Consider the following 22953-nt stretch of genomic DNA (forward strand, 5'->3'; position numbering starts at 1 on the left):
TATTTTTATTGTATTGTATAACCTATACAAAAAAAAAAAAAAATAAAAAAAAAAAAAAAATCTTATTAAAAATTTATTTAGTTTTGATAAATTATTTTTATAAGAATAAAAGTAAATTAATGTAAAAATTAATAATTTTATTTTTATTGAAATAAAGATTTTTAGTAAAAAATAAATATATTATTTAAATTAGAAAAAAAGAGAAAAAATATGAAAAAAATATTAAGCCTATTAACATCTATTATTCTAACAACAGCAAGTTTAGCAACTGTTGGTTGTGGGGTTTCAGTTAATGAAAATCAACAATATGAAGGAGGGAGATGTTTTTACAAGTTCACATCTAAATAATCAGTTAATGGATGATGCTATTGAAAAGACATCTGGTTCAAATAGAAATAATATCTCTGTATTTTATATAATTTGATCTGGTCAAATTCAAAATTTACAAACAATTTGAGAAATTATGCTTCAAAAACAATTACAACCAGATAAAGAGATTTATTTATATCTTGGAGCTGATGTTTTTGATCCAAAAATTTATGATTATGTTAATTTACTTGGAAAAAATCAAAATGGTAAAAACATTTTTTAAAAACACTATAAAGATGATGGTGAAAAAGGAGCAAGATATGGTGTAACGGATAAAGAAATAAAAGAAATGTACAAAAACATTGATATAAAAACAGGAGATAAAAAAATTGATTTCTATATGGGTGAGGAGGTAAAAAACCAAATAAATTAAATTAATGAAAGTAAAGGTTTTACACAAGGAATTTTTAATTTTTTAAAATATATTGATTCAATTAATTTTATTACTGATGGAACTTATAATTTTGTAACCAATGATTATACAAAAACCTATATTTCTTCAAGAACAGAAGAAGAAATAAATCAAGCAAAGCTATTGTGAAAAGATATATTTAATCAAACAAAAACAATTGATGATTTTATTAGTGAGGGAAAAACTATGCATGGACAGGAAAATTATAGACGTGTTGAAAAAATAAATTCTTTTGAAAACTTAGATGAAATGCTTCCACTATTAGCGTTTAATGATGAATTTAAAAATGAAAATGGTTCATATAAAATTAAAAGTTTTACGATCGATATTGACCCCTATTTAAATAATAAAGATAATAGTAATTATTGAAATCAAAGAGGTCTTGGTTTATATAAGGCATGAACTTTATTATCAAAAGATACTGATAATTATATATATGCTGGGGACATTATTGATGAAAACGAAGAATTAACAAATTATAACTTTAATATTTTAAAAACAATGATTAAAGAAAAAATTATTCCAAATAATAATCAAGGAAATATTATTTTAAAAGTTCATCCTCGTTCTGAAAATGAAGCTATTAATAAACTAATGGAGAAAATAAATAATGAATTTAAAGGTACTTTAAATAGAGACGTAATTATAAATTTAAAACAAACTGTAATTATTGAAGTATATATTTTAAGCGGATTAATAAAAAATGATGCTAAAACAAAATATCATTTCTCAGTAAATGGTACTTCAACTTCTGTATTAGGATTTTATGCTGCAAATCAAATTGAAATGATTGATGAGTTTATATTTGAAAATCAAAATGCTTTAGATCAATATAAAAAATATTATGGAGAAAATAGTAATATAATCGATTGAAGTAAAGTTATTAAAGCATGAAAATAAAAATGCTTTTATATTAATCTAGTTAATATAAAAGCATTTTTTATATCTATTTAGTTATTATTGGTAAAATAAATAATTTATAAAAAATTTTAAATAGTTCATTAATTTTATGAGAAAACTTATATTACAAATTAATGTTAAAGTCACTTAGAAAATATATGGTATTTAAATTTTTTTGAAACATTTTTTTATCTCGTCATGTACTCAATCAAATAGTGAAACTTTAAATATAATTAAAATTATCAACTATAATATTAAGTTATTATATTAAAAAATATTTTAATTATGAACTTGATTTAGTAATTTTCTAAAATAATTTTTATTTGTATCAATATACTTAATTAAACTTAAATAGCCACACTTTTTGCATCTTCATAAAGTTTTTTAACTTTAATTTCTTTATTATCTTCTAACATAACATAATCGTCCATTGAGTAACTGTTTATATTCATAATTTTATATACAAAAAAAGTAGAATAAGCTATTTTATTTCCTTGAGGAGTAAAAAAGGTTGATTAAAAAAATCATCAAGTATTTCTTCATTTTTATAATTAACTTTTATAATATAAAATTTTGATTTAACCTCTTTTAAAATATTTAAAGCAACTAATACATCAATATATTGTCTTATTGCACTTCTACTTACATACTCTTTATTTGAAGGAGTGATATTGCTTTTATTAGAAGATAAAAAATACTTATCAGTAGTTGAATAATTTGAAATTAATACCTCATCTCCAATGTTTAAATTGCATTCATACATTTTAAATCTAAATTTTTCAATTATTCCACAAATATCAGTTCCTATATTTCAAAATTTATGCTTATTAGTATTCATATATATCAATTGCCAATCTTTTACTTAAATATTCTGTTCTTTGCTCTACTTCATCAAAATTTCAAACTTTTGCATTTAAAATTGTTTTTTTAGAAGCTATTGAATAATTCTCATAAATTATTGGATTTCCTTTATCTTCAAGTAAAATTTCCTTTTTTCTTGTAAAAGACCTATAGTCTGCTAATTTTACAAGTAATCTTGAGGTAACAACAGATTTTAAGTTTTCAAATAATACAACGTTTAAATCTTCAATAGGAATTTTATAATTTTGCTCAACAGTTGATATGACAATATTATTTAAAAATAAACTAACTTTTTGTCCATCTTTAATTACAAGAATTTTTCAAGACATATATCTTTGCATAAAAAAAAAGAAACTAGGTTTCTCAGTTCCGGCATAAAACCTTATATATGATAGTCCTGTAAAATTATGTAGTAGAACAGTATTTCATATATAAAGTTATTATTATATATAAATTAAAATTATTCTTTTTTCTATTTTTTTATTTATATATTTAAACTCTAATTTATCCCCATCATTTGTTGAACCAACTATTATATAGTTTACAAGTTTCTGTTGATAATCAAATTCAAATTCATCGTATTTTGAAATATTAAATTTAAAAATATAGTCATTTGTAATTTTTCTTTCTTCTAAAATATTCTTATATTTTTCAGAATTTCTATCTAATATATTATTATTATTAAATTTTAATACTTTTATGTTTAATTCCACAACTTTATATCTATTTAATTTTTCACTATAATAGATGTCTCAACCTATTTTTTCCAAACTTGTATGAAAAATAATTTTATTATTTTTTACTTTTTCAAATTTATGTATAATTTCATGATATCTTTCATTTTTTGACTTATCTAAATATCTTAAATTTTTTATTAATGGCGGGTTTTTTTCTATTGATTGTTTGCAAATAAGTTGTCTTTCTACATATCTAAAATAACTAAATAGATTTTTAATTTTTATCATTTTATTTTTGTCATCTTTATACTCTTTATTATAATAAGTATCAAAAATATTCTTCAAATAATTAAAAGTTTTTGGATCAGATTTTTTAATAAATAAATCATAGTCATTAGTATTAAATAAATCATTTAATAGTTTAACTTGAAAATCATCAAATATATTCACTTTTAAAGTTTTTCTTAACTCTCCATTAATTTTTTTACCTATATAAATAGTTTCATTAAATAATTGATTATTATTTGTCTTTATATTTTTCTTTGTGAAAACATAATTAAAATTTTCAATTTCTCTTTTAATATTAAAACTATTATTTTCAAGCTCCCTAATATTATCAATTTTTTCTCCTTCTAAATGAAAAGTATCATTTTCAACATTATCTAAAATTGAACCAATAGTTTCGTTGGAATTAATTTTTATTAATTGTGATAATGCAATTACAACAGCATCTTTTGCATGATGAGAGTAATCATCTCTATTTTTTTGAGGTAATTCAAATATTTTATTTCTTAAAAAACTTGTAAATTGACCGTTTATAGTTTTGATTTTTCAAGGTTTATTTAATTCTCTTTTAAAAAATTTTAAATAATTTTTTACTCCCATCATTGCGTATCTAGTGTCATTTAAATTTCTTGAAATAAACTGCATTTGTTCTTTAATTGAAGTAAAATCTGATGTATTTACTAGATTTAAAAATTTTCTATATCCATATTTACCAAAACGTTTTGAATTTATATATAAATCAATTGCAGCTATTTTAAATTCTTCAAAATTTCTTCCAATTTTTCTAAAATATTGATATGGAGTTAATTGTTTTTTTTCTTGATTTTCTTCTCTTAAAACTAAAACCTTATTTGTTTTAGAATCATCAAAACTAATTGATAATGAGATTATATGATCAACTTCACAATAATTTGGATCTGTTTTTAATCTTGTAATGTCAATTGTTTTTCCAGAATAAGCACATTTTCCTTATTGTTCTGATAATAATAAAAACTTTTCTTTCATTTTAAAGTTTAATTTATTTTCATCCAATGAATAATCATTTGAAAGTTTTTTAACTAAATCAACATTTTGTCTTTGTATTTTTGAAATGAATTGTTTTTTTTCTGCAGAATTTTTTTTTGCCATTTCTATTACTATATCTTTAATTTCAAAATCCTTAAAGTGTCTTTCTAATTCTTTAATTATTTTTAAAGATTCTATTAAAGCTCTTTTAACAACTGGAGAAATATACATTTCATTAATTTTTTCTCTAAGAATTGGAATTGTTTTAAAATTAGTTAAATCAACTTTTAATTTATAATCTGGTTTTATTTTTAATTTTGCTAATGCTTCCATATGATTTAAATTATCATGAAACATTTCTTCAATTAATTTACTCATTGTTTTTTTAGAAAGTGCATGTGTACCTGTTAAAGAAATAACTGCCAATTTTTCACAAGTTTCTTTATCAAAAAAATCAAAATTCAATTCTTCAAGCTTTAAACTTTTATCTTCTATTGATTGATATTTAGTTAAAATATCAACAATTTTATCAATTTTATCAATATTTTCCAAACAAATGAAATCAATAGATTTATTATTTTTAACAAGAATGGAGCGCATTTTATTTGCACTCTCAAATACAGTAAAAATTGATTCATTTGAATTGGGTTTTAATCTATAACCTGTTATATTTTTTTCATTTATTTTTAAATATTTAGCAATTTTTTTTAAAGTTATATTTTCTGCTTTTTCTTTTTGATTTATAAGTGTTAAATTAATTAAATCTTTTTTATTTTCATATGTTAACTGGTTTCTATCTCCATTTATACTTAAATTATTTAAGTCATTTAAAATATTAAAAAGATAAGAAGTTAAACTATGTTTTGGAGCCCTTTGTTCTTTGCTATCATATGTATCTTTTCCAGCAAATCTATCAAAAAATTCCTCTTGATTTTTTCAACCATATTTACTTGGATTTAATAAATTTTTGTCTTTTGGTCCAGGACCATCATAATATTCTCTTTTTCTATTAAATAATTTTAAATAGTCCTTTTTAAAATCAAGATTTATTAATTTATTTTCAATTTGAGCATCTAAAATTAGATTAATTTCTTTAACATATCATTCATGATTTATTAAACTTTTTTCATTGTTTATTTCTCTAAACTTGTTATTTTCTTCTTTTAATTCAAATTGAATATCAACAGGTAATTTAAATTCACTTGATGTTTCTAATTCTTCTTGCGAAATATTTTTAAGTTCACTTAAATCTTCTCTATAATTAAAAGAACCACGATGTTTAATATAATTAAATAAAATAATCAACAATTGTTCTAATTCTATTTTAGAATTTATTGCTTTTTTTCTTAATTCTAATAAATCAAAATTAAAATCTAATTCATAAAAATCATTTTCTTTTTGTAGAAAATTATACTTAACAAATAAATTTATTAAATCCTGCTTTCATGTAATTTTTCTTCTTAAATTCCTTCTTCTTCCTCTTTGTTCTCTTCTTTTTGACGCAATTTTATCGCTTAAATTAGCCTCGTCAAATAATCTGCTTCCTGCTTTTAAAATTTTTCTAGATCACATTCAATAACTGCTCAACCAACAGAAGCAATTCCAATATCTAAACCTATATTTATTTTTTTCATAAAACATACCTTTCACTTATTACTTTCATTTTGATTATAAATTATTTCAAAGATTAGTTAATATAATTTTTAATGTTAAAATTATATTAACTTAATAAATTTAAAGCACTTATATAAACTAACATATTGGGTTAGTGTTTCTACCTCTTAACCAATTAAGAGACTATAAGTTTTTTTAGTCAAATTAAAGAAATTTATTTAATTTTTTTTAGTGTTTTATATATTAAGGGTTTTAATAAAGCACGAAAAAAATAAAGAATAAATGAATAAAACTAATTTAGAAAATCTAATGAAATTTGAAATGCATGTTCATATTGAAGGTACAATTTATCCTGAATTTCTAATTCAAAAAGCTAAAGAAAATAATATAAAAATTGATTTTGATACACCCCAAGAGTACTATGAGGATTATAAAACTAGAAATACCTTGCAAAAATTTTTAATGGCATATTATGGTAATATGAGAGTCCTTTGCAATGAAAAAGATTTTTTTGATTTAGCTTTTGAACATGCTAGAAGAAGTTCTTTACAAAATGTAAAGTATTCAGAAGTATTTTTTGATCCTCAACCCCATTTATATAGAGTAATAAAATTTGATGATATTGTAAATGGGTTATATAAAGGTTTTCAAGAAGCTGAAAAAAACTAAATTTTAAAGCACAATTAATTATGTTTTTTTTAAAAGATTTACCAGAAGATAATGCAGAACAAGTATTAGAACTAGCAAGAAAAGCAATTGGAGAAAATAAAATAATTGGAATTGATTCTAGTGAATCACCAAACTGAGTACAAAGATTTCAAAAAGTTGTTTTAAAAGCAAGGCTTTTAGGATTAAAAATAGTTACCCATTGTCAAGAAAATACAACAGATCAATCAGGAGGTGAAGTATTACACTTTTTACAACCAAATAGAATTGATCATGGTTATTTTATGCATGAAGACCAAAAAATTCTAGAAAAAATAAAAAATGATAATATTCATATTACAATGTGCCCTTTTTGAAGCACAAGAGGAAGTAAATTTCCTAATAAAAAGGATTATCCAATAAAAAAATACTTAGATTTTGGATTATCAATAAATATAAATTCAGATTACCCAGCATATCATGGGGCCACAATTAATGAAGGTCTCATATATGTTCAAGATATGTGAAATTTAACTAAAAAAGAATAAAAAAAAATTACAATATACTCAATTAATGCAACATTTCTAAAAAAAGAAGAAAAACAAAAATATTTAAATGAAGTTGAAGATTATTTTGCTAATTTCTGAATTGATTAAAAAAAAATACTTATATATTAATATAAGTATTTTTTTATTTTTTTAACTCAGCACTCATAATTAAAATATCTCGTTATTTTACAAAAATACAATTAGTGAAAGACTTAACATAAATAAAGCCCCAATTAATAATGGAACTGATGTTCTTTTAACTAGTTGAAATGGAGAAATTTTTATCTTTTGAGAAACAATAATTATTACTGAAAAAACTGGTGACATTCCTCTAAAAATGTTTCCAGCCATTTGTAATGGAATCATTGCAGCAATTGTACTTATCCCTGCAGCTTGTGCATACCTTTTCAAAACTCAGGAGTTAAATCAATTGATTTTCTTATACTTTTCATTCTTATCGATTGACAAATAATTGCAATTATAAAACTTATAAAAGTTACAAGTTCTACTGAAAGTTTTAATTTTCCATTAAAAGCACTAACACTTATAATAAATGAAATAATTACTAAAATTATTGAAAGTAATGGAAGAATAGTATAGGTTGTTTTAAATAATTTACCCCCCTCAATTAAAGGAACATCTAAATATTAATCTTCAAATTTCATTTTTCTATTTCTTTTTAAATCTCTTTTATCACAAAATAATTGCCAAAATAAATGACCAAAAGTCATTAGCAAAATTGTTGGTAAAGAAATAATAGCATGATATTTAAGAACATATTGAGTAACTGATATACCCATTTCTTCTGCAATAATAACATTATCACTTCCTAAAGGTGTTGGCATTATTGTTGCGGTTGTTGCAATAACTGCAGCTGCCGATAATGGAGATATTCCTGTTTTTACCAAAACTGGAAATAAAGTAGCCATTAAAATTAAAGCTAATGTTGCAGATGATGGTATTGCAAGAGAAAGTAAGTGTTCAAAAAGAAATACAAACGGTATCAAAAGATACTTCTTTTTAATTTTAAGTAAGGGTTTTGTTAAAACATTAATTACAACTTCATTTGCTTGAATTGTGCTCATAAAAAAACTATATCCGCCAAGTAGCAAAATTATAAACCCAGCTCCTGAAACCCCTTTTATAAAACTTTGTTTTACAACTTCTATAGGATAAAAAGCATTAAGTGGTTTTTCAATTTTCACTCTTCTTATAATCATTGCACATATACTTAATAAAATTCCAATTGTAAATAAAACTATAATAGTGTTAATTTTTTTAATTAAGAAAAAAATTAACGAACAAATTGCAAAAAAACCAAAGATATACATGAATATATCTGCTAACATAATTAATTTAGATTAATTAATTTTTCAACAATTAAGTTATTAAACTTAATTTCATCTAAATCAACTGCAACATTTATATTTGGTTCTTGCTTCAAGTAATTTTTGAAATCAATATAAGTAGTTCCTGCAGAAATACTATTTTGTGTATCTACACTAACATAGTATTTTTGAATTTTAAAAATAAATGGATTTAAAAGAAAAATAATAGAAAGTGAATCATACATTTTTAATCCTGTCTCAAAACTTTCCCCTCTATATTTTTTAAATAAAGAATAAAAAACTTCTCCAAATTTATTGGAAAGTTTTATTTTTTCAATATCATCTTTTTTAATTAGGGCCTTTAAGCCTAGGTCCATTGGAAATAAAATTATTTCAATTTTTGATTCTAAAACTATTTTTAAAGCTTCTGGGTCAAAAGCAGCATTAAATTCAGAATATATTCCTTTATTTTCTCTTCCAAAACTACCACACAGCATTAAAATTTTTTTAATCTTATTTTTTACTTTTGGAAATAATGTTAATAACATTGCAATATTTGTTAATGAAGCTAAAGTCACTAATATAATTTCTTCAAGAGCCATTATTTTATTGTAAAGTTCAAAAACTGCATGATTTTTTAATAACATATTATTAGAAGGTTTTTAAAATCATAGCCATCTAATTCTGTATTGCCATGAATATCATAAGCATAAACAGGACTTCTTAAAATAGGTTTATAACAACCTTTTGAAACCTCTATATTTGCATTAAATAAAGTAATTATTTTTAATGCATTTTCAGTAACTAAATCAATATTTGCATTTCGTGCAACTGTGGAAATTAACTTAATATCAAATTTTTCTTGGTTGATTGCAATTGCCAAAGCAACAGTATCATCAATACCTGGATCAGTATCGATAATAATCGGTATTTTATCCATTTTTTTTCCTTAAAAGTCCTAATAAAAAACTTGAAAAAAAAATGGTTAAAAAAACCATAAAACTTATAGACTTCTGATAGGTCAAAAGGTAGAAACACCAACCCAATATGTTGACTTATACAAGTTTTTATTAAGATATTTTTATAATAACATACAGATTAAATTGTATAAAATATTACTTATTTTTTATATAACTCAATTAAATGTTCTGCAATTTCTAAAATAATAAATCTGATATACCTTTGTCAATTTATAAATTCATTACAATAATTGAATTAATTTTAAAACAAGGAAAATTTTTCAAAAGTTAAAAATATAAAATTTAATTTTGTTTCAATTTCTATATTTATATATAAATCCATTATTTTATTTCTAATATTCAGTAAATAAAAAACACACAAAGTTTGTGTGTTTTTTATTTATCTAAACTTATAACTCACAACAACCAATTAGTGTTGAGTCATCAAGTTCCTTTGCAAATTCAAATTTAGTTTTATAACTTATATCAGAGGTTACTTCCAATACTTTATTAAAAATTGCATTAAATCAATCTTGATTATTCATAGCAACACTTCCCCCAATTACAATTATTTCTGGATTTAAGAAATAGATTGCTGTTGAGAATAGACTGATTAACTCTATTTCCATTGTAATAAAATAATCACTAACTATTGAATTTTTTCTTGTTTTAAAAATTTCAAAAGCTTCTTTTGCATTTTCCACTTTTACACCAAGTTCTTGTAGTCTTTTGGCAATATTTTTTCCACTTGCCAAGTATTCAAATCCACTTTTTGATGGTTCTATTGTGCTTATTTTTGGTAAAGCGTTTGCAATTTCACATGCTTTACCAGTAAAACCATTAAAAATTTTTCCTTCATTTATAAAACCAGCTCCTATTCTTGTTGAAACTGTAAAATATAATAGTGATTCAATAACTTTTCTTATAGAAAATTGACCTAATGCTGCAACATTTGCGTTATTATTAAATTTTATTTCCTTATTTAAAAAGATTTTTTTAAATTCTTCTACTAAATTTTTACCATTTCAAGCTGGCAAATTTGGAGTATTTATAATTTCTCCTGTTTTTAAGTTAAGTGGTCCAGGACAAGCCAAACCTATGAAATCAAAATCCATTTTTCAAAAGTCCACTATAGTTTTAATTTTTTTAAGTTAAAATCAAAATCATTTGGATTTGTTTCAAAAGTCTCTTTGGAGAAAATTTTTTTATCTTCGATAATCGCAATCCTAATTGATGCCCCACCGATATCTACTGCTAATTTTTTCATTTAATTACCCTTGATTTTCTATTTTTTATAAACGAATGTAATTGTTTTTACACTCGTATTTATTTTACTACCATAATTTAGTAAAATATTTTGCTTTTTGTAACGAATTTTAGTCAAAATTTGTGAAAACTCCTCAACTCCATATCAATTTAGTCTAAATTCTTGTTTTTCAACTAATTTATTATCAATAAAATAACCTATTTCATTAATAGTATACTGTTCAACTCAATTTATTAGTTTTGCATAATTTTTTATTTCTATAAACTGATTATTAATAGTATATGAATTTGTATACTCTGACCCAACATTAAAATCTGTTGGCAAAATTAAATCAATTACTAATTTACCATTTTTTTAAAGATTTATAAAAATTTTTAAGTATTTGTGTTAATTCATCTCTTGTTTCAATTAAATTAAAAGTTGCATTCGGAATAATTATATATTCAAAATAATTTTCTCTTTCAAAATTAATTAAGTCCTGATTTAATAATTCACAATCTAAATTATTTTCTTTTAATTTTTTTTACATAATTTGATCATTTGTTTAGATTTATCTATACCAATAACATCAATTTTATATTTTAATAACGGAATCAACATTCTTCCGTTACCAACTCCAGCTTCAAGCACTTTTCCTTCAATTGGAATTAATAATTCTTTATAAAATTGAATGTCTCCATCAATTGAAGTACCTGGAGGTTTGTATAATCATAAATTAAACTACTTATTTCTTTATATAAATTTTTCATATTACCTCATTATGTAATAAATTTTTTTAAATCATTTATAAAAATTTGATTTTTATCTCTAAAAGTTATTTGCTCTTTAAATTCATTAATAAGCACACTTTGAATATATTTTGAATCAAAAATAGCACCTGAAGCAATTATTTTTATTTTAGTTCCTAAACTTTTTTGCATTTTTTCAAGAGCAAATTTTAATTTATTTTTAAATTGAATAATTACAGAATATAAAAGATCTAAATCAAAATCAAATTCTAAAAATTTTGTACTAAATTTTCTAAAGTTTGCTTTTTCAAAAAAGTTTATTTCTTCTTCAATGAATGTACATTCACTTAAATCAAAATTATCAATATCTTTGATTGAAATATTTAATTGAGAGCATGCTATAAAAATATTATTTCCCCCATTTGAAGATACTGTTCCATAAACATATTTATTATCTAAAGTTTCATAGCAATATTGTTCTTCAAGTAAATTTTGAATAGGTTTATCAACAAGTAATCTAATTCCAAATGTTCTATTTGCAGATAAAATAGCTACATTTTTTTCTTTTAAAACATTTAAACCTAAAACTGTATTTGGAATTCCAAAATTTACTTTGCAATCATAGTTATTTAATTTTATATCATATCACTCTAATTTTTTATAAATTTCAGGACATATAATATTTTCTCTATTTACATATTTTAATAACTTTGGACTAAATTTAGATGTTTTAAAATCTAAAAGACCGGTTGAAGAAGCATCAACTATATCAATTATATTTTTATTAATTAATTTAATTGCAAAATACCCTTTTAAAGTTGTAAAAGAATAAGCCTTTATTGGTGTTTCTTTTAATTTAAATGAAGGAAAAACTGTAATATTTAAAATATTATTAATTTTCTTGGCAGCAATTAAGTCTTGTGAATTAATTTTTGGAATTAAAGCATCATGTGGTGTATAACCTTTTCCAATTTGATTTAAATTTTCGTCTAGTAAAAAAAGAAACATAGTAGAACAAGTAAAAATAATTCTTAGTCCTTTTTGATATTTATCTGTAAATTTAGTTATTTTTTCATTAAATCAATCTATTGCTTTATTTGCTGAGGCAAAATTGTGATTATCGAAATATATTTCAGCATTTGATAATTTTTCATACTCTAATTGATTATTATTTTGATCAAAAATTTTATACTCAATATACATATCTCCAAAATAAATATAAATTGTATTCATACATACCTCACTAAAAATATTATAAGTTAAAAAGCAAATTTAAAAATAAAAATCAGCATATTTGCTGATTTTTATTTTTTTTAGCCATGATTTTTATCATTTTTGCACATACCACAATCTTTGCAATTATCTTCTAATTTACATTCTATTATTTTTTCACTTCCTTTTGTAAATATTTTAAAACTAATTATATAAAAAAAGATACTTATATAAAAAAACTAATTATTTTACTTTTTTTGAATTACTTTTTTTGAATTAAATCTTTTTTTTCTTCTAATTCAGGTCTTTTATAAGTTTCTGCACCAATCATTCCAAAAAAAGAACCTGTAACAACAAATATCCCACTTATACCAAAGAAAATAAATAATAAACCTGAAAGTAAAATATATATACCTTGACTTACTGTTGAAGAAACAATAATAAATGGTAAAAGTGAAGCTAATATTAAAATTGTACCAGTTGTTAAGCCAACAAAATAGCCAATTCTTTGTTTATATGCTTTTCTTGAATTTATAAAAATTAAGAAAAAGTAATAATTACAATAATAACTAATGAACTTATAAATAAAGATATACCTATTGAAGTTATTTGAGTTAATACTTTTTCTGATAAAGAATTAAGCCATTCACCAATATCTCTTAATTTACTAAAACTGTCTATTGCAATTTGTTTAATACTCATCATAAAAACAGAAACAATTAGTATTGGAACTAATGAGGCTAACATAAAATGGGATCCTATATGGCATAATGTTTTTGAAACTTTAGTCCTTTTTATATCCTTTCTAAAAAAACACTTAATGTTTTTGAAATTATTTCACTACCTTTAGAAAGAATTTGTCTAAATTGTTCTTCATTAGTTTTACTTCCAATTTTATCACTTATTACTTTTAAACTAATTATTGGCTTTTTAAAAATATATGCTGCTTGAAAAAAAGCACCACATTCCATATCAAATATTTCAATTGATTTATCAATTTTGAAAATTATTTGATCAAATAATTTTTGTGAATTTATAAAAACATCACTTGAACAAATATTTGCATATTTAAAATTTTTATTTAATTTTTCATTTAAGTTTTTATCTGATAAATAATATTCTTGCATTTTTGGCACTTGACCTAATTTATAACCAAAACCAGTTGCATCAACATTTCCTAAATATGACTTATTAACTAAAACAACGTCTAATTGATTTAACACTAAACCAACACAACCACTTAATCCTGCATTAATATAATAATTAAAATCATATTTTTGATTAACATATGTAAAGCAAGTTGAAGCATTTATTAGACCAACATTAGAAATAGCAATATAAATATTATTTGAACAATAAATTTTAAATGGTTTTTCTTCAACTAATTTTGCATTTATATTTGAAATAAATGCTTTTGCTTCTTCTTCCATTGCAAATAATACACAGTATTTTTCCATTATTTATTTCCTTTTACTCAATATTGATAACTTTGTTTTAAATCATTTCCTATAGAATCCATTCCTGTTTTTTTAATAGCTTCTTCATATTGATTTTCTAAAAGCATTTTAAATCCTAATACTAAATCTGATTTTACAATTGCTCTAAATTCATCAACTCTTGGATAATTTCTTTCTGAAGATATTTTATCTGCGCAAAAAACTATCATATCAAGAATACTCATTTCTTTTGAAGCCACTGTATGTTTAAAAATTGAATTAATAATTTCATCATCATTAAATAATCAATCATATTTTAAATGCATAGCGCCAACATAAGAATGTCAAACTGGTTTTGGTTCATTAATTTTTTCAATGCAATATTTTTCTAAATATTTCATTAAAACTTTTTCATCTCATTGTTTTGAAATGTCATGTAATGTTCCTGCAATAAATGCTTTTTTTAAATCATAATTATTAAGTCTTGCTAAATCTAAAGTCATTTGCCCAACATTTAGGCTGTGAAAAAATCTTTTCTCATCCATTTTACTTTCTAATCTTTCATATAAATATAAAAGATTATAATTTACATAATCATTAATTTCTTTAATTTGAAGATTTAAATCCTCTAAGTTTCTAATTTTTGTAGAACTTAAGTGATTATTTTCAAATTCAAATGTTTCCAAATTATATTTTTCCACAATTTTTTGATTAATATCTTCTGTTCTTAAAAAAATTTTAAATTCTATTGCTTTAATCAATTCGTTAAAATTATCCCATTTTTCAAAATTATCCAATTGATCTGAGCCCATTATAAAGGCAAAACTTATATCAGGATACTTATTTTTATAGTATGAAACAGTATCATATGTATAACTTCTTTTAGTTTTTGAAATTTCATATTTTTCAATTTTTACATATTCCAAATCACTTAATGCTATTTCAAGCATTTCAAGTCTTTGTGCAACACTAGAGCTTGAAATAGTTTTAAATGGATTAACATATGCTGGAATAACTCATACTTCATCAAAACATAAATTTTTTTTACAACTTTTTATTATATTAATATGATCTGTATGTACAGGATCAAAACTTCCTCCAAATAGAGCAATTTTTTTCATTCTATTCTCCCTTTTTTTAATTAGTTCAATTAAATACTTTCCAACTCCATTATTATCAATTGTATCAATAACTTTTGAAGCAATTTTTTTCAAATTTTCCACAGAATTTCCTACAGCAAGTCCATTTTGGCTTCCCCTAACCATTTCAATATCATTATTATTATCCCCAATTACATGAATTTCATTGAAATCAATTTTCATTATTTCTGCTCATTTTTTTATTCCATATAATTTATCAATTCCCATTGGCATTGCATCCATTATTATTCTCGATTGCATTTTTGTTGAGGGATGATATAAATTTTTTTGTTCTAAAAATTTATCTAATTGTTTTACTTTTTCAACATCATTTCTCTCATCTAATGAATACATTAATTTAATTGCTTTATGAATTCCATTTTTTACATCATCAATCATTTGCAAGTAATTATCATATAAAAAGTAGTTTGGTAAATACTCTTTTGGATAATGACCATATAATTCACTATATTTTCTTATTCTCTCAGAATTTTTTAAAGCACATAGTGATGTTGCTGTGTATAAAGAAACATCTAGATCATTTTCTATTGAATAATTAAGCAATTCAATAACTAATTCTGTTTGCATAATATGCTCAAAATAAACTTTATTTGTTATTGGATCAGTAATTGCAGAACCATTTGAACTAATTACTGGAAGTTTTATATCAAGCTGTTTTATAAAATATTTCATATTTTGACTAGCTCTTCCTGTAACTATAAAAAAACTATTATTTGATTTTTGTTGATATTCCAAAATATCTTTAACTGTTTCATCCAATATTTTAAAATCCTCATTGTTGACAATAGTTCCATCAAGATCACTTGCAATAAATGGTAATTTCATATTTTTTCCCTCTTCCAATTATTTTAAATATTATTTTTAAAAAATATACTAATTTAAAACCTTAATATAATTATTTTTTATATAAAAAATTGTTTAAAAAATAATCTAATGTTGTAATATCTGCTATATAAAACGTTAAATCTTTAAACTTAACCTTTGGATATAAATTTAAAATATCATTTGTTATTATTATAAACTCATCTACAGTATCTTGTTTTATTTTTAATTGTTTTTTTATTTTTCTTATATCCTTTTCAAAAGTAGAAATTTTAGCAGAATAATTTTTTTGAAAAATATTATTAAATTCATTTGTATTTTCAAACGATCTTTTCATATTTTGCTCATTTTCTAAGTTATTTATAAAAAAATCATTAATTACAAAAAAAGTTTTATCAAGTCTTTTTTCATATATAACTGAGTTTACTTTTAAATTTCTAACATCTTTTTTTGCTTGTTTTCAAAAATATTTATTATTTTCTGGTTCATAAACAACAATTGAAGAATATTTTTTTGAAATAATCTTCAATTTATTATTTAAAAAATAATGTAGTTCAACTTTAATTTCATTATTAAAAATATTTAATATTTCTTTTTCAAAGTAAGTATACTTATTTAAAAAATTTTCAGTTAATCATATAAATTCTGGAAATGAAATTAAATATCTAGTACTAGTAGAATTCGTGAAAGATATAATTGGATGTTTATAAAAAATTGAAATAAAATCTTTACTATTTTTATAATTTAATAGCATTTTAACTAGTGAAAGTAAATCATCTTTTTCAATATTTTTATCAATATTTTCAATGACAATTTCATGCAAACTATCAACATATGTTTTTAACTCATATAAATCACAAATTTTAAAAGACATTTTTATTTGTTCAAGAATTAAAAATCATTGATATAAAGTAATTGAATTAAATAATTTTATTTTTTTAAAAACTTTATTTTTTAATTGTTTAATTTCAAGTTCAATTTTTTCATCCTTTCTTTCATAGAAAGTTTTAATAATATCAATTCTTTTTTGTTTTTCAAAAGAATCTTCTTTTTTAAAAAGAAGATCATAATTAATTGGATTTAATACATTAAATCGAAATTCAATTTCTTCTTCCAAATTATTAATACTAAAATATTCTTTAATTTCACAAAACTCTTTTATATAAGTATGCATTCAAATACAAATAAATAAATCCTTATATAATTTCAAGTTATACGCTTTATTTTCAATTAATTTATCTAAATTAGAAAAAATATTAATAGTATCTGAATTATTTTCAAGCAAAGGAATAGTCCAAGAAAAAATTGATTGATAATATTTTTTTAGACTATTTTTATACATATAATATTTAAATTTTTCATTTCCAAATTTAAATACTTTTAAATCTACATTAAAAGTTGTTTTATTAGCAGTTGACAAAAGAACAAATTCTTGTATTAGTAGTCTTGCAGCAGTATAGAATAATCCACTTAAAAAAGCTTTACTTGCAATAAAATCTGCTGGAAGTGTAAGTTTATGTAATTTACCATTTATATAAACGTTACTAATATAAAAACTAATTTTTTCATTTATTTTACTTGAAAGAATTTTTAATAAAAATTCTGGTTTTTTTTGATTCATTTTAAAAACTTTAAATACATTTTCTAAATCTCGATCGGTAATTCCAAAATAGTCGAAGTAATTTAATTGATTATTGTAATCATAAAAATTTGCCTTTCCCGAAATTTTATTAAAGTCTTTTATCATATAATCAAACCTCATTAAATTTATTATACTAATAAATAACTTAAAACATTGATAAAATATATAAGTTAATTACAATGCTTTAAAATCTTTAAAAATACATATTTACAATAATCGGTAATTCTATTTAATTGTGAAATTAAAAGATAATTTGCTTTATTTTTACAAATTATACAAAAAACATCTTCATTATTAATTTTTTTAGCTTTTAAATCAATTAAAACACAGTTTTTGCAAATATACTTAAAATTATTTAATTGATCTATTGATTTTAACTCTGCATTTTTTCCACATTTAACAAATAATATTTTCATATTCTTTTCCTCTTTTGTAAATATTTTATATATTTTTTAAAAAAATCAAAATATATAGTAAATATCACATTAAAAAATTAAAAAAAATAATTTTTTTTTAAAAAAAGTTGCATTTGTATATTTTATTTGATATATTTATTTTGTCCTTTGGACACACTATGGCAAGGTTAATTTTTAATGGTTTCATTTCCCTTTACATCACTTTCAAGAGATGAAATTACATTCTAATTAAATTTATAACATCCTTTCTTTCGATTTGGCTTATTCTGAGCTTGTCATAGTTTATAAACAGGAATAAGTCTTATTCATTACTCATTCATATCTTTTTAATTATTAGCAAATCAACAATTTAAAAATGCAAAAATGCATAATAATAAAAAAACACGTTCTGAGTGTTTTTTTCTGTTTAAATACAGTTATAAAAATAAAACCAAACATTAAAGTTAAAAATAAACTCTAGTGTTTGGTTTTTTAATATATTATCCAGTAATTTCAACTTGATTAATTGCTCATAAATTATTTTCTTTTGCAATTGAAATTGTAACAGTTTTTCCTGAGCCAAGATTATATTTATATTTTTCTTGACTAATAATTTCTGAATTTGCTACTGTTAATTTATTGTATTCAGTTTTAATATTTTCAATCATTTTTGCTTTTTGATCTGCAACTGTATCTTGAACATATTTCAATAAATCTTTCAGTCCAATTAAATTGTCTTTTACTTGATATAAATCAGCCAAAATTCCAGCTTCTTTAATCTTGTTGACTAATGCATCAACACTTGTTGGCATATCTTTAAAGATTGGTGCTAATTTTTTTAATAAAGATCCAATTGCAGTAAAGTCTATTTTAATTTCTTCTGCATTTTGTATTTTTTCAAAAATTAATTCCACAATTTCTTTTAAAGTTTCTGCCCCTTCAATAAATTCAAATTCTAAAATATTATTAATTCCTAATAATGAAGATAATGGTTTTTCTAATAGATTTTTTAAAGCTCAACTTTCATTTGCTGGTTTTCCCAATATTGCTCCTAAAAAATCCTCATTTCATAAAAGATTTAATAAATCAACATCGTTTTCTCCATTTAATCCATCAACTAATTTTTGAATTTTACTATCTTCTAGTTCTACACCTAAAAGAGAAAATATCAATGTTATTAATGCAGAATTCAATCCCTTTGTTATTGGAGTATTTGAAGCTATTTTTCCAATTAAGTTAACTAAAATAGCTGGAATATTTAAGTTTAATGCCTCAATGATTCCTTTAAACATATCTGGAAGTGAATCCAATAATTTTTTAATATCAATTGAACCGTTTAAAATTCTTGTCATTGCATAATTAAATCCTAAATCTCCATCAACAAAATCATCTTTTTGAAATTCTTGAAGTGATTGTATTATTTTTTGAATAACCTCTGAAAAATCTGATAAGTCAATATCTGATAAATCAAAAATCATATTTTTATAATAATCTTGTGTTGTATTTAAAAATAGTAATTTTAAAACATTTTTTAATGCAATTGGTGCATTTGTAGAGCTATTACTTCCAAAAATTGTTTCTTTAACCTTTTCAAACATTTCTTTAAAATTTAAGATATTTGAATCTGCAATTGTAGATATTTTCTTATTTCTAAATTCATTTACTTGCTCAGCTGTTAAATCAACTTCAAATTGATCACTTACAATAAAGTTTGAAAGATATAACATGCAAATTCTTGCAAAATTTACAATTTTTGCAATTGAATCTAAATTAGATAAAACAGTTGTTTCATCTAAAACTATTTTTTTATCTCTTAATTTTGTTAAAGATAACTCCAAATTTTGCATTGCATTTTTAAAGTTTGTTGCAGAAATATCTTCTTCATTGAAATCAGCTGTTGAATCCTTAACTAATTTTTTTAAACCATTTGCAATACCAATAAATGATAAATTGATTGTTTGAGTTCATGTCATATTTTGATATTTTTCCATACTTAATGCATCACCAAATGATTCAAGTGAATTTGCAACTTGGTCAATAATTGGTCCAGCTTCTTTAATTGTTTCTGGTGTTAATTCAACATTAAAGTATTTTAATAATTCTGACAATGTTGTTTTTAAACTTTCTGCTTTTTCCTCATCAGTTTGTCCTGATAATGAAAAAATTGAATTTGCTACAGTTGTTATTCCTAGAAGTAAATCTTTATCTCCTGGTTGTTGTCCTTTTGTATATTCAAATCCTGTTGTTTTTAGATTTGAACCAATTAGTCCATTTTTAAAATATTTTTCTTTAAATTCTTTTAATTCTGAACTTGTTAAACTTTTTTGATTTGATTTAAATGAATATGTTTCTAAAACATAATCAATATTATAACCACTTTTATTTAAATAAAGTGATTTTGAAACTTCTCCAAGAAATTCTTTCATCTTTTCTTGATCAAATGTTTCATCTTCTTTTGGGGTTTTTGTTTCACATGCAATAACTGTAATACTTGTTGATGTAATTATTGAAAGTGAAGCCAATAAAGATAATAGTCTTTTCATATTAAATTCTCCTTATTTATTTTTTATTATTTTGTATCATCATCTGAAAATACTATGTTTATGCTTAGATTATCTTTTGTTAAATATTCAAATTTTCCATTTTTTTCGCTTTCAAAAATTACTCTTAATTGCATATTTTGAATATGCAATCTAAGTGAATCATATCTTGCAATAACATCACTACTAATTGATGAAACCATATTTTCTCAAATAGCATTTTGTCCAATTTTTTTAAATTGAAAAACAAATTGTGCTTTTTCAATTATAACTTTTGAATTATTTAAATATTTTTCTTCAACTCCCAATCCCTTAATTAAAGAATCTGGAATTAAATTTATAATCATTTGCATTGACATTTCAGGTAGCATTTTATTTATTTGTTCATTTAAAGTAGTTGTAACTGTATCTTGAAAAAGAGGCATAAGAGCATCAATTGCTGTTCTTTCAATTGAACTTAAGTCCATATCATCTAAAATTGCAGAAATTTTTATAGAATCATTTGTAAAAAAGATCATATTTAAATTTGGACCTAAAAATAATGTATCCAATTCTAAATATCCTTTTTCACCTAAATTAAATAAATTATTAAAAATTTTCAAAACTATCTGTCCTGGACTGATAACAATTTTATCTAATAATTCATAAAGTGTTGCATTTTTAAACATTGTTTTTTTTACAGTTATTCCCAAAACTTTCAATTCAATATCCAAATTAAGTTTTATACTTAAATTTAATTTTTCATCAACTCTATTATTTTTATTGTAGTCAAGTAAAAGATTAAATAAAAGTGAGTCAATTCCCATTGTAGAACCACTTGAATCTGCACTATGGTGATTTTTATTATTTTTTGAATTAATAGTAAATAATCTATCATCCATTTGAGTAAATAATTCTTTTAAAAATAAGTACAAAAAGTTATGAGAACCACCTTTTGTTGTATTATATGTGTCGGGATTTAAAAATTTTGAAAACATTAAAACAATATTTGGGGCTACATTTGCAAGAATATCTCCAATTGCTACTTTATTTTGCACACCCTTTGATCCAATTTTTAAATCGATAAACATTTTTCCTTGTGCAACTCCACTACCAAATTCTTGTTCACCATTTATACTTGATAAATCTAAATCTATTAAGTCAAATAAATTAACATTTAAAAACTCAGAAACTTTAAAAGTAAAATCAGGTTTTTGTTCATTTCCTGCAATTGTAATTTCATCTTTTATTCCTAGAGACCTTAATAAATTTCCAAAAGCTGAAAATAAATCTTGCAAATTATTTCTAAAATCTCTGTCAAAGTTTTCATAAATTTGTTTACCATTTTGTTCATCTGGATTTGCTTGTGCAAGTTGATTTACATCTTGATTAACAAGATTTTTAATTGGTTGAAGTAATGGACCAATAAGAGATAAAATATCATCCATTCCTCCAGCTCTTAAACTAAAATTAGTTACTGATTTAATATTCAATAATTGAATTAATTGATAAATGGTTCCTAATGTAATTTTTATTCCTGGCACTCCCATATCAGCTCAATCAAAAAGAATTAAATCAACTTTTTTTGCAAGTAAACTATCAGGATTGGTAAAACTGTTTGTATGTAATGAATTTATAACTTTTTCAACGACATCATATTCAGGGACTGTTCAATTAAATTCTTGTGTATAAAGTTTTTTATTTAAGTAAAATAAATCTAATTTTGCTTTTCCTAAATTAACATTAGCATTTTGATCAAAAGTTATTCCATCACTTCCAATTCCATACAATTCAGGAAGTTTAAAAGTATTATCATTGCTAATTTCAATTTTAAAGTTATCATCTTTTATGTTTACTTGTTTTTTTAAGTATGAAATTAGATCATCTATTGCAACTAAATGATTTGCTATGTTTCTGGAAAGAATTTTTAAATTATTTTCTTCTTTAATTTTTACATCAGCAATAACAGTTGAATTTAAAACTGATTTAACATTATTTATTATTTCATCAGGACCATCTAAAATAAATTCTCCATCATTTTCATCAGAACCATCTTTATCAAATAAATTACTATAATCATTTCAATTTGAGCAACTAACAACAGTTAAACTAGAACTTGTAATTAAACCAATACTAGAAATTATTATTAATAATTTTTTCAAATAAATT

The 22953-nt window shown here is 22.1% G+C and carries 22 protein-coding genes, 2 pseudogenes and 2 riboswitches; of the genes and pseudogenes, 4 read left to right on the forward strand and 20 right to left on the reverse strand.

Going from position 1 to position 22953, the window contains the following annotated elements:
* Nucleotides 1-292: 292 nt before the first annotated feature.
* Complete coding sequence (locus STAIW_RS03790) at nucleotides 293-592, forward strand: hypothetical protein (protein WP_148285984.1); 300 nt, start codon at nucleotides 293-295, stop codon at nucleotides 590-592.
* A 312-nt stretch (nucleotides 593-904) separates the two neighbouring features.
* Nucleotides 905-1681: a polysialyltransferase family glycosyltransferase gene (locus STAIW_RS03795; protein WP_020834519.1), complete on the forward strand. Its 777-nt coding sequence runs from the start codon at nucleotides 905-907 to the stop codon at nucleotides 1679-1681.
* Between the two features lie 481 nt (nucleotides 1682-2162).
* Here STAIW_RS03795 and STAIW_RS03800 read toward each other — a convergent pair whose 3' ends face one another.
* From STAIW_RS03800 to cas9, 3 genes and pseudogenes are all read right to left on the reverse strand, one after another.
* Nucleotides 2163-2519 (reverse strand): hypothetical protein, encoded by a 357-nt coding sequence (locus STAIW_RS03800; protein WP_020834520.1) that lies wholly within the window; start codon nucleotides 2517-2519, stop codon nucleotides 2163-2165.
* Complete coding sequence (locus STAIW_RS03805) at nucleotides 2509-2871, reverse strand: CRISPR-associated endonuclease Cas1 (RefSeq protein ID WP_041618879.1); 363 nt, start codon at nucleotides 2869-2871, stop codon at nucleotides 2509-2511. The genes STAIW_RS03800 and STAIW_RS03805 overlap by 11 nt, the downstream gene beginning before the upstream one ends.
* A 114-nt stretch (nucleotides 2872-2985) precedes the next feature.
* Nucleotides 2986-6150: pseudogene (gene cas9 / locus STAIW_RS06775) on the reverse strand (type II CRISPR RNA-guided endonuclease Cas9).
* Nucleotides 6151-6250: 100 nt separating this feature from the next.
* Nucleotides 6251-6314, forward strand: a riboswitch (nucleoside riboswitch).
* Between the two features lie 91 nt (nucleotides 6315-6405).
* Between cas9 and STAIW_RS06710 the strand changes: the two are divergent.
* A complete protein-coding gene (locus STAIW_RS06710; RefSeq protein WP_041618883.1) occupies nucleotides 6406-6792 on the forward strand; it encodes an amidohydrolase family protein in 387 nt (128 codons plus the stop codon).
* 20 nt (nucleotides 6793-6812) lie between these two features.
* The gene (locus STAIW_RS06715; RefSeq protein ID WP_041618884.1) at nucleotides 6813-7316 is read left to right on the forward strand and encodes an amidohydrolase family protein; all 504 of its coding nucleotides are present in this window, start codon (nucleotides 6813-6815) and stop codon (nucleotides 7314-7316) included.
* A 186-nt stretch (nucleotides 7317-7502) separates the two neighbouring features.
* Here STAIW_RS06715 and STAIW_RS03835 read toward each other — a convergent pair whose 3' ends face one another.
* The 17 genes and pseudogenes from STAIW_RS03835 to STAIW_RS03900 form a co-directional block, all read right to left on the reverse strand.
* The gene (locus STAIW_RS03835) at nucleotides 7503-7784 is read right to left on the reverse strand and encodes a hypothetical protein (protein ID WP_169522272.1); all 282 of its coding nucleotides are present in this window, start codon (nucleotides 7782-7784) and stop codon (nucleotides 7503-7505) included.
* 179 nt (nucleotides 7785-7963) lie between these two features.
* Nucleotides 7964-8665, reverse strand: coding sequence for a C4-dicarboxylate transporter DcuC (gene dcuC, locus STAIW_RS03845; protein WP_084676599.1), 702 nt, complete (start codon nucleotides 8663-8665; stop codon nucleotides 7964-7966).
* Between the two features lie 2 nt (nucleotides 8666-8667).
* Nucleotides 8668-9291: a nucleoside hydrolase gene (locus STAIW_RS03850; RefSeq protein ID WP_053228516.1), complete on the reverse strand. Its 624-nt coding sequence runs from the start codon at nucleotides 9289-9291 to the stop codon at nucleotides 8668-8670.
* Complete coding sequence (locus STAIW_RS06720) at nucleotides 9282-9584, reverse strand: nucleoside hydrolase (protein WP_053228517.1); 303 nt, start codon at nucleotides 9582-9584, stop codon at nucleotides 9282-9284. The genes STAIW_RS03850 and STAIW_RS06720 overlap by 10 nt, the downstream gene beginning before the upstream one ends.
* A gap of 61 nt (nucleotides 9585-9645) precedes the next feature.
* A riboswitch (nucleoside riboswitch) is annotated at nucleotides 9646-9709 on the reverse strand.
* A 304-nt stretch (nucleotides 9710-10013) separates the two neighbouring features.
* Nucleotides 10014-10718, reverse strand: coding sequence for an ROK family protein (locus STAIW_RS03855; protein WP_020834522.1), 705 nt, complete (start codon nucleotides 10716-10718; stop codon nucleotides 10014-10016).
* Nucleotides 10719-10732: 14 nt separating this feature from the next.
* Complete coding sequence (locus tag STAIW_RS06250) at nucleotides 10733-10870, reverse strand: hypothetical protein (RefSeq protein WP_020834523.1); 138 nt, start codon at nucleotides 10868-10870, stop codon at nucleotides 10733-10735.
* Between the two features lie 18 nt (nucleotides 10871-10888).
* A complete protein-coding gene (locus STAIW_RS03860) occupies nucleotides 10889-11194 on the reverse strand; it encodes a hypothetical protein (protein ID WP_020834524.1) in 306 nt (101 codons plus the stop codon).
* A 189-nt stretch (nucleotides 11195-11383) separates the two neighbouring features.
* Nucleotides 11384-11500, reverse strand: coding sequence for a class I SAM-dependent methyltransferase (locus tag STAIW_RS06095; protein WP_148285987.1), 117 nt, complete (start codon nucleotides 11498-11500; stop codon nucleotides 11384-11386).
* A 128-nt stretch (nucleotides 11501-11628) separates the two neighbouring features.
* Nucleotides 11629-12831 carry an acetate and sugar kinases/Hsc70/actin family protein gene (locus STAIW_RS03865; protein ID WP_020834525.1) on the reverse strand — a complete coding sequence of 401 codons (1203 nt, stop codon included), beginning with the start codon at nucleotides 12829-12831 and terminating at the stop codon, nucleotides 11629-11631.
* A 519-nt stretch (nucleotides 12832-13350) separates the two neighbouring features.
* The gene (locus tag STAIW_RS03870) at nucleotides 13351-13557 is read right to left on the reverse strand and encodes a hypothetical protein (RefSeq protein ID WP_020834526.1); all 207 of its coding nucleotides are present in this window, start codon (nucleotides 13555-13557) and stop codon (nucleotides 13351-13353) included.
* A gap of 47 nt (nucleotides 13558-13604) precedes the next feature.
* Nucleotides 13605-14267 carry a 5'-methylthioadenosine/S-adenosylhomocysteine nucleosidase gene (locus tag STAIW_RS03875; protein ID WP_020834527.1) on the reverse strand — a complete coding sequence of 221 codons (663 nt, stop codon included), beginning with the start codon at nucleotides 14265-14267 and terminating at the stop codon, nucleotides 13605-13607.
* Nucleotides 14267-15367 (reverse strand): nicotinate-nucleotide adenylyltransferase, encoded by a 1101-nt coding sequence (locus STAIW_RS06850; protein WP_041618977.1) that lies wholly within the window; start codon nucleotides 15365-15367, stop codon nucleotides 14267-14269. The genes STAIW_RS03875 and STAIW_RS06850 overlap by 1 nt, the downstream gene beginning before the upstream one ends.
* Before the next feature lie 42 nt (nucleotides 15368-15409).
* Nucleotides 15410-16231, reverse strand: a pseudogene (locus tag STAIW_RS06855) (Cof-type HAD-IIB family hydrolase); the annotation flags it as partial.
* 70 nt (nucleotides 16232-16301) lie between these two features.
* The gene (locus tag STAIW_RS03885; protein WP_020834529.1) at nucleotides 16302-17975 is read right to left on the reverse strand and encodes a hypothetical protein; all 1674 of its coding nucleotides are present in this window, start codon (nucleotides 17973-17975) and stop codon (nucleotides 16302-16304) included.
* A 65-nt stretch (nucleotides 17976-18040) separates the two neighbouring features.
* Nucleotides 18041-18286 (reverse strand): hypothetical protein, encoded by a 246-nt coding sequence (locus tag STAIW_RS03890; protein ID WP_020834530.1) that lies wholly within the window; start codon nucleotides 18284-18286, stop codon nucleotides 18041-18043.
* A gap of 479 nt (nucleotides 18287-18765) precedes the next feature.
* Complete coding sequence (locus STAIW_RS03895; protein ID WP_020834531.1) at nucleotides 18766-20808, reverse strand: lipoprotein; 2043 nt, start codon at nucleotides 20806-20808, stop codon at nucleotides 18766-18768.
* Nucleotides 20809-20834: 26 nt separating this feature from the next.
* On the reverse strand, nucleotides 20835-22946 hold the full coding sequence (locus tag STAIW_RS03900) for a lipoprotein (RefSeq protein ID WP_020834532.1): 2112 nt from the start codon (nucleotides 22944-22946) through the stop codon (nucleotides 20835-20837).
* Between the last annotated feature and the right edge of the window lie 7 nt (nucleotides 22947-22953).

The organism is Spiroplasma taiwanense CT-1 (assembly GCF_000439435.1).
Classification (GTDB): domain Bacteria; phylum Bacillota_I; class Bacilli_A; order Mycoplasmatales; family Mycoplasmataceae; genus Spiroplasma_A; species Spiroplasma_A taiwanense.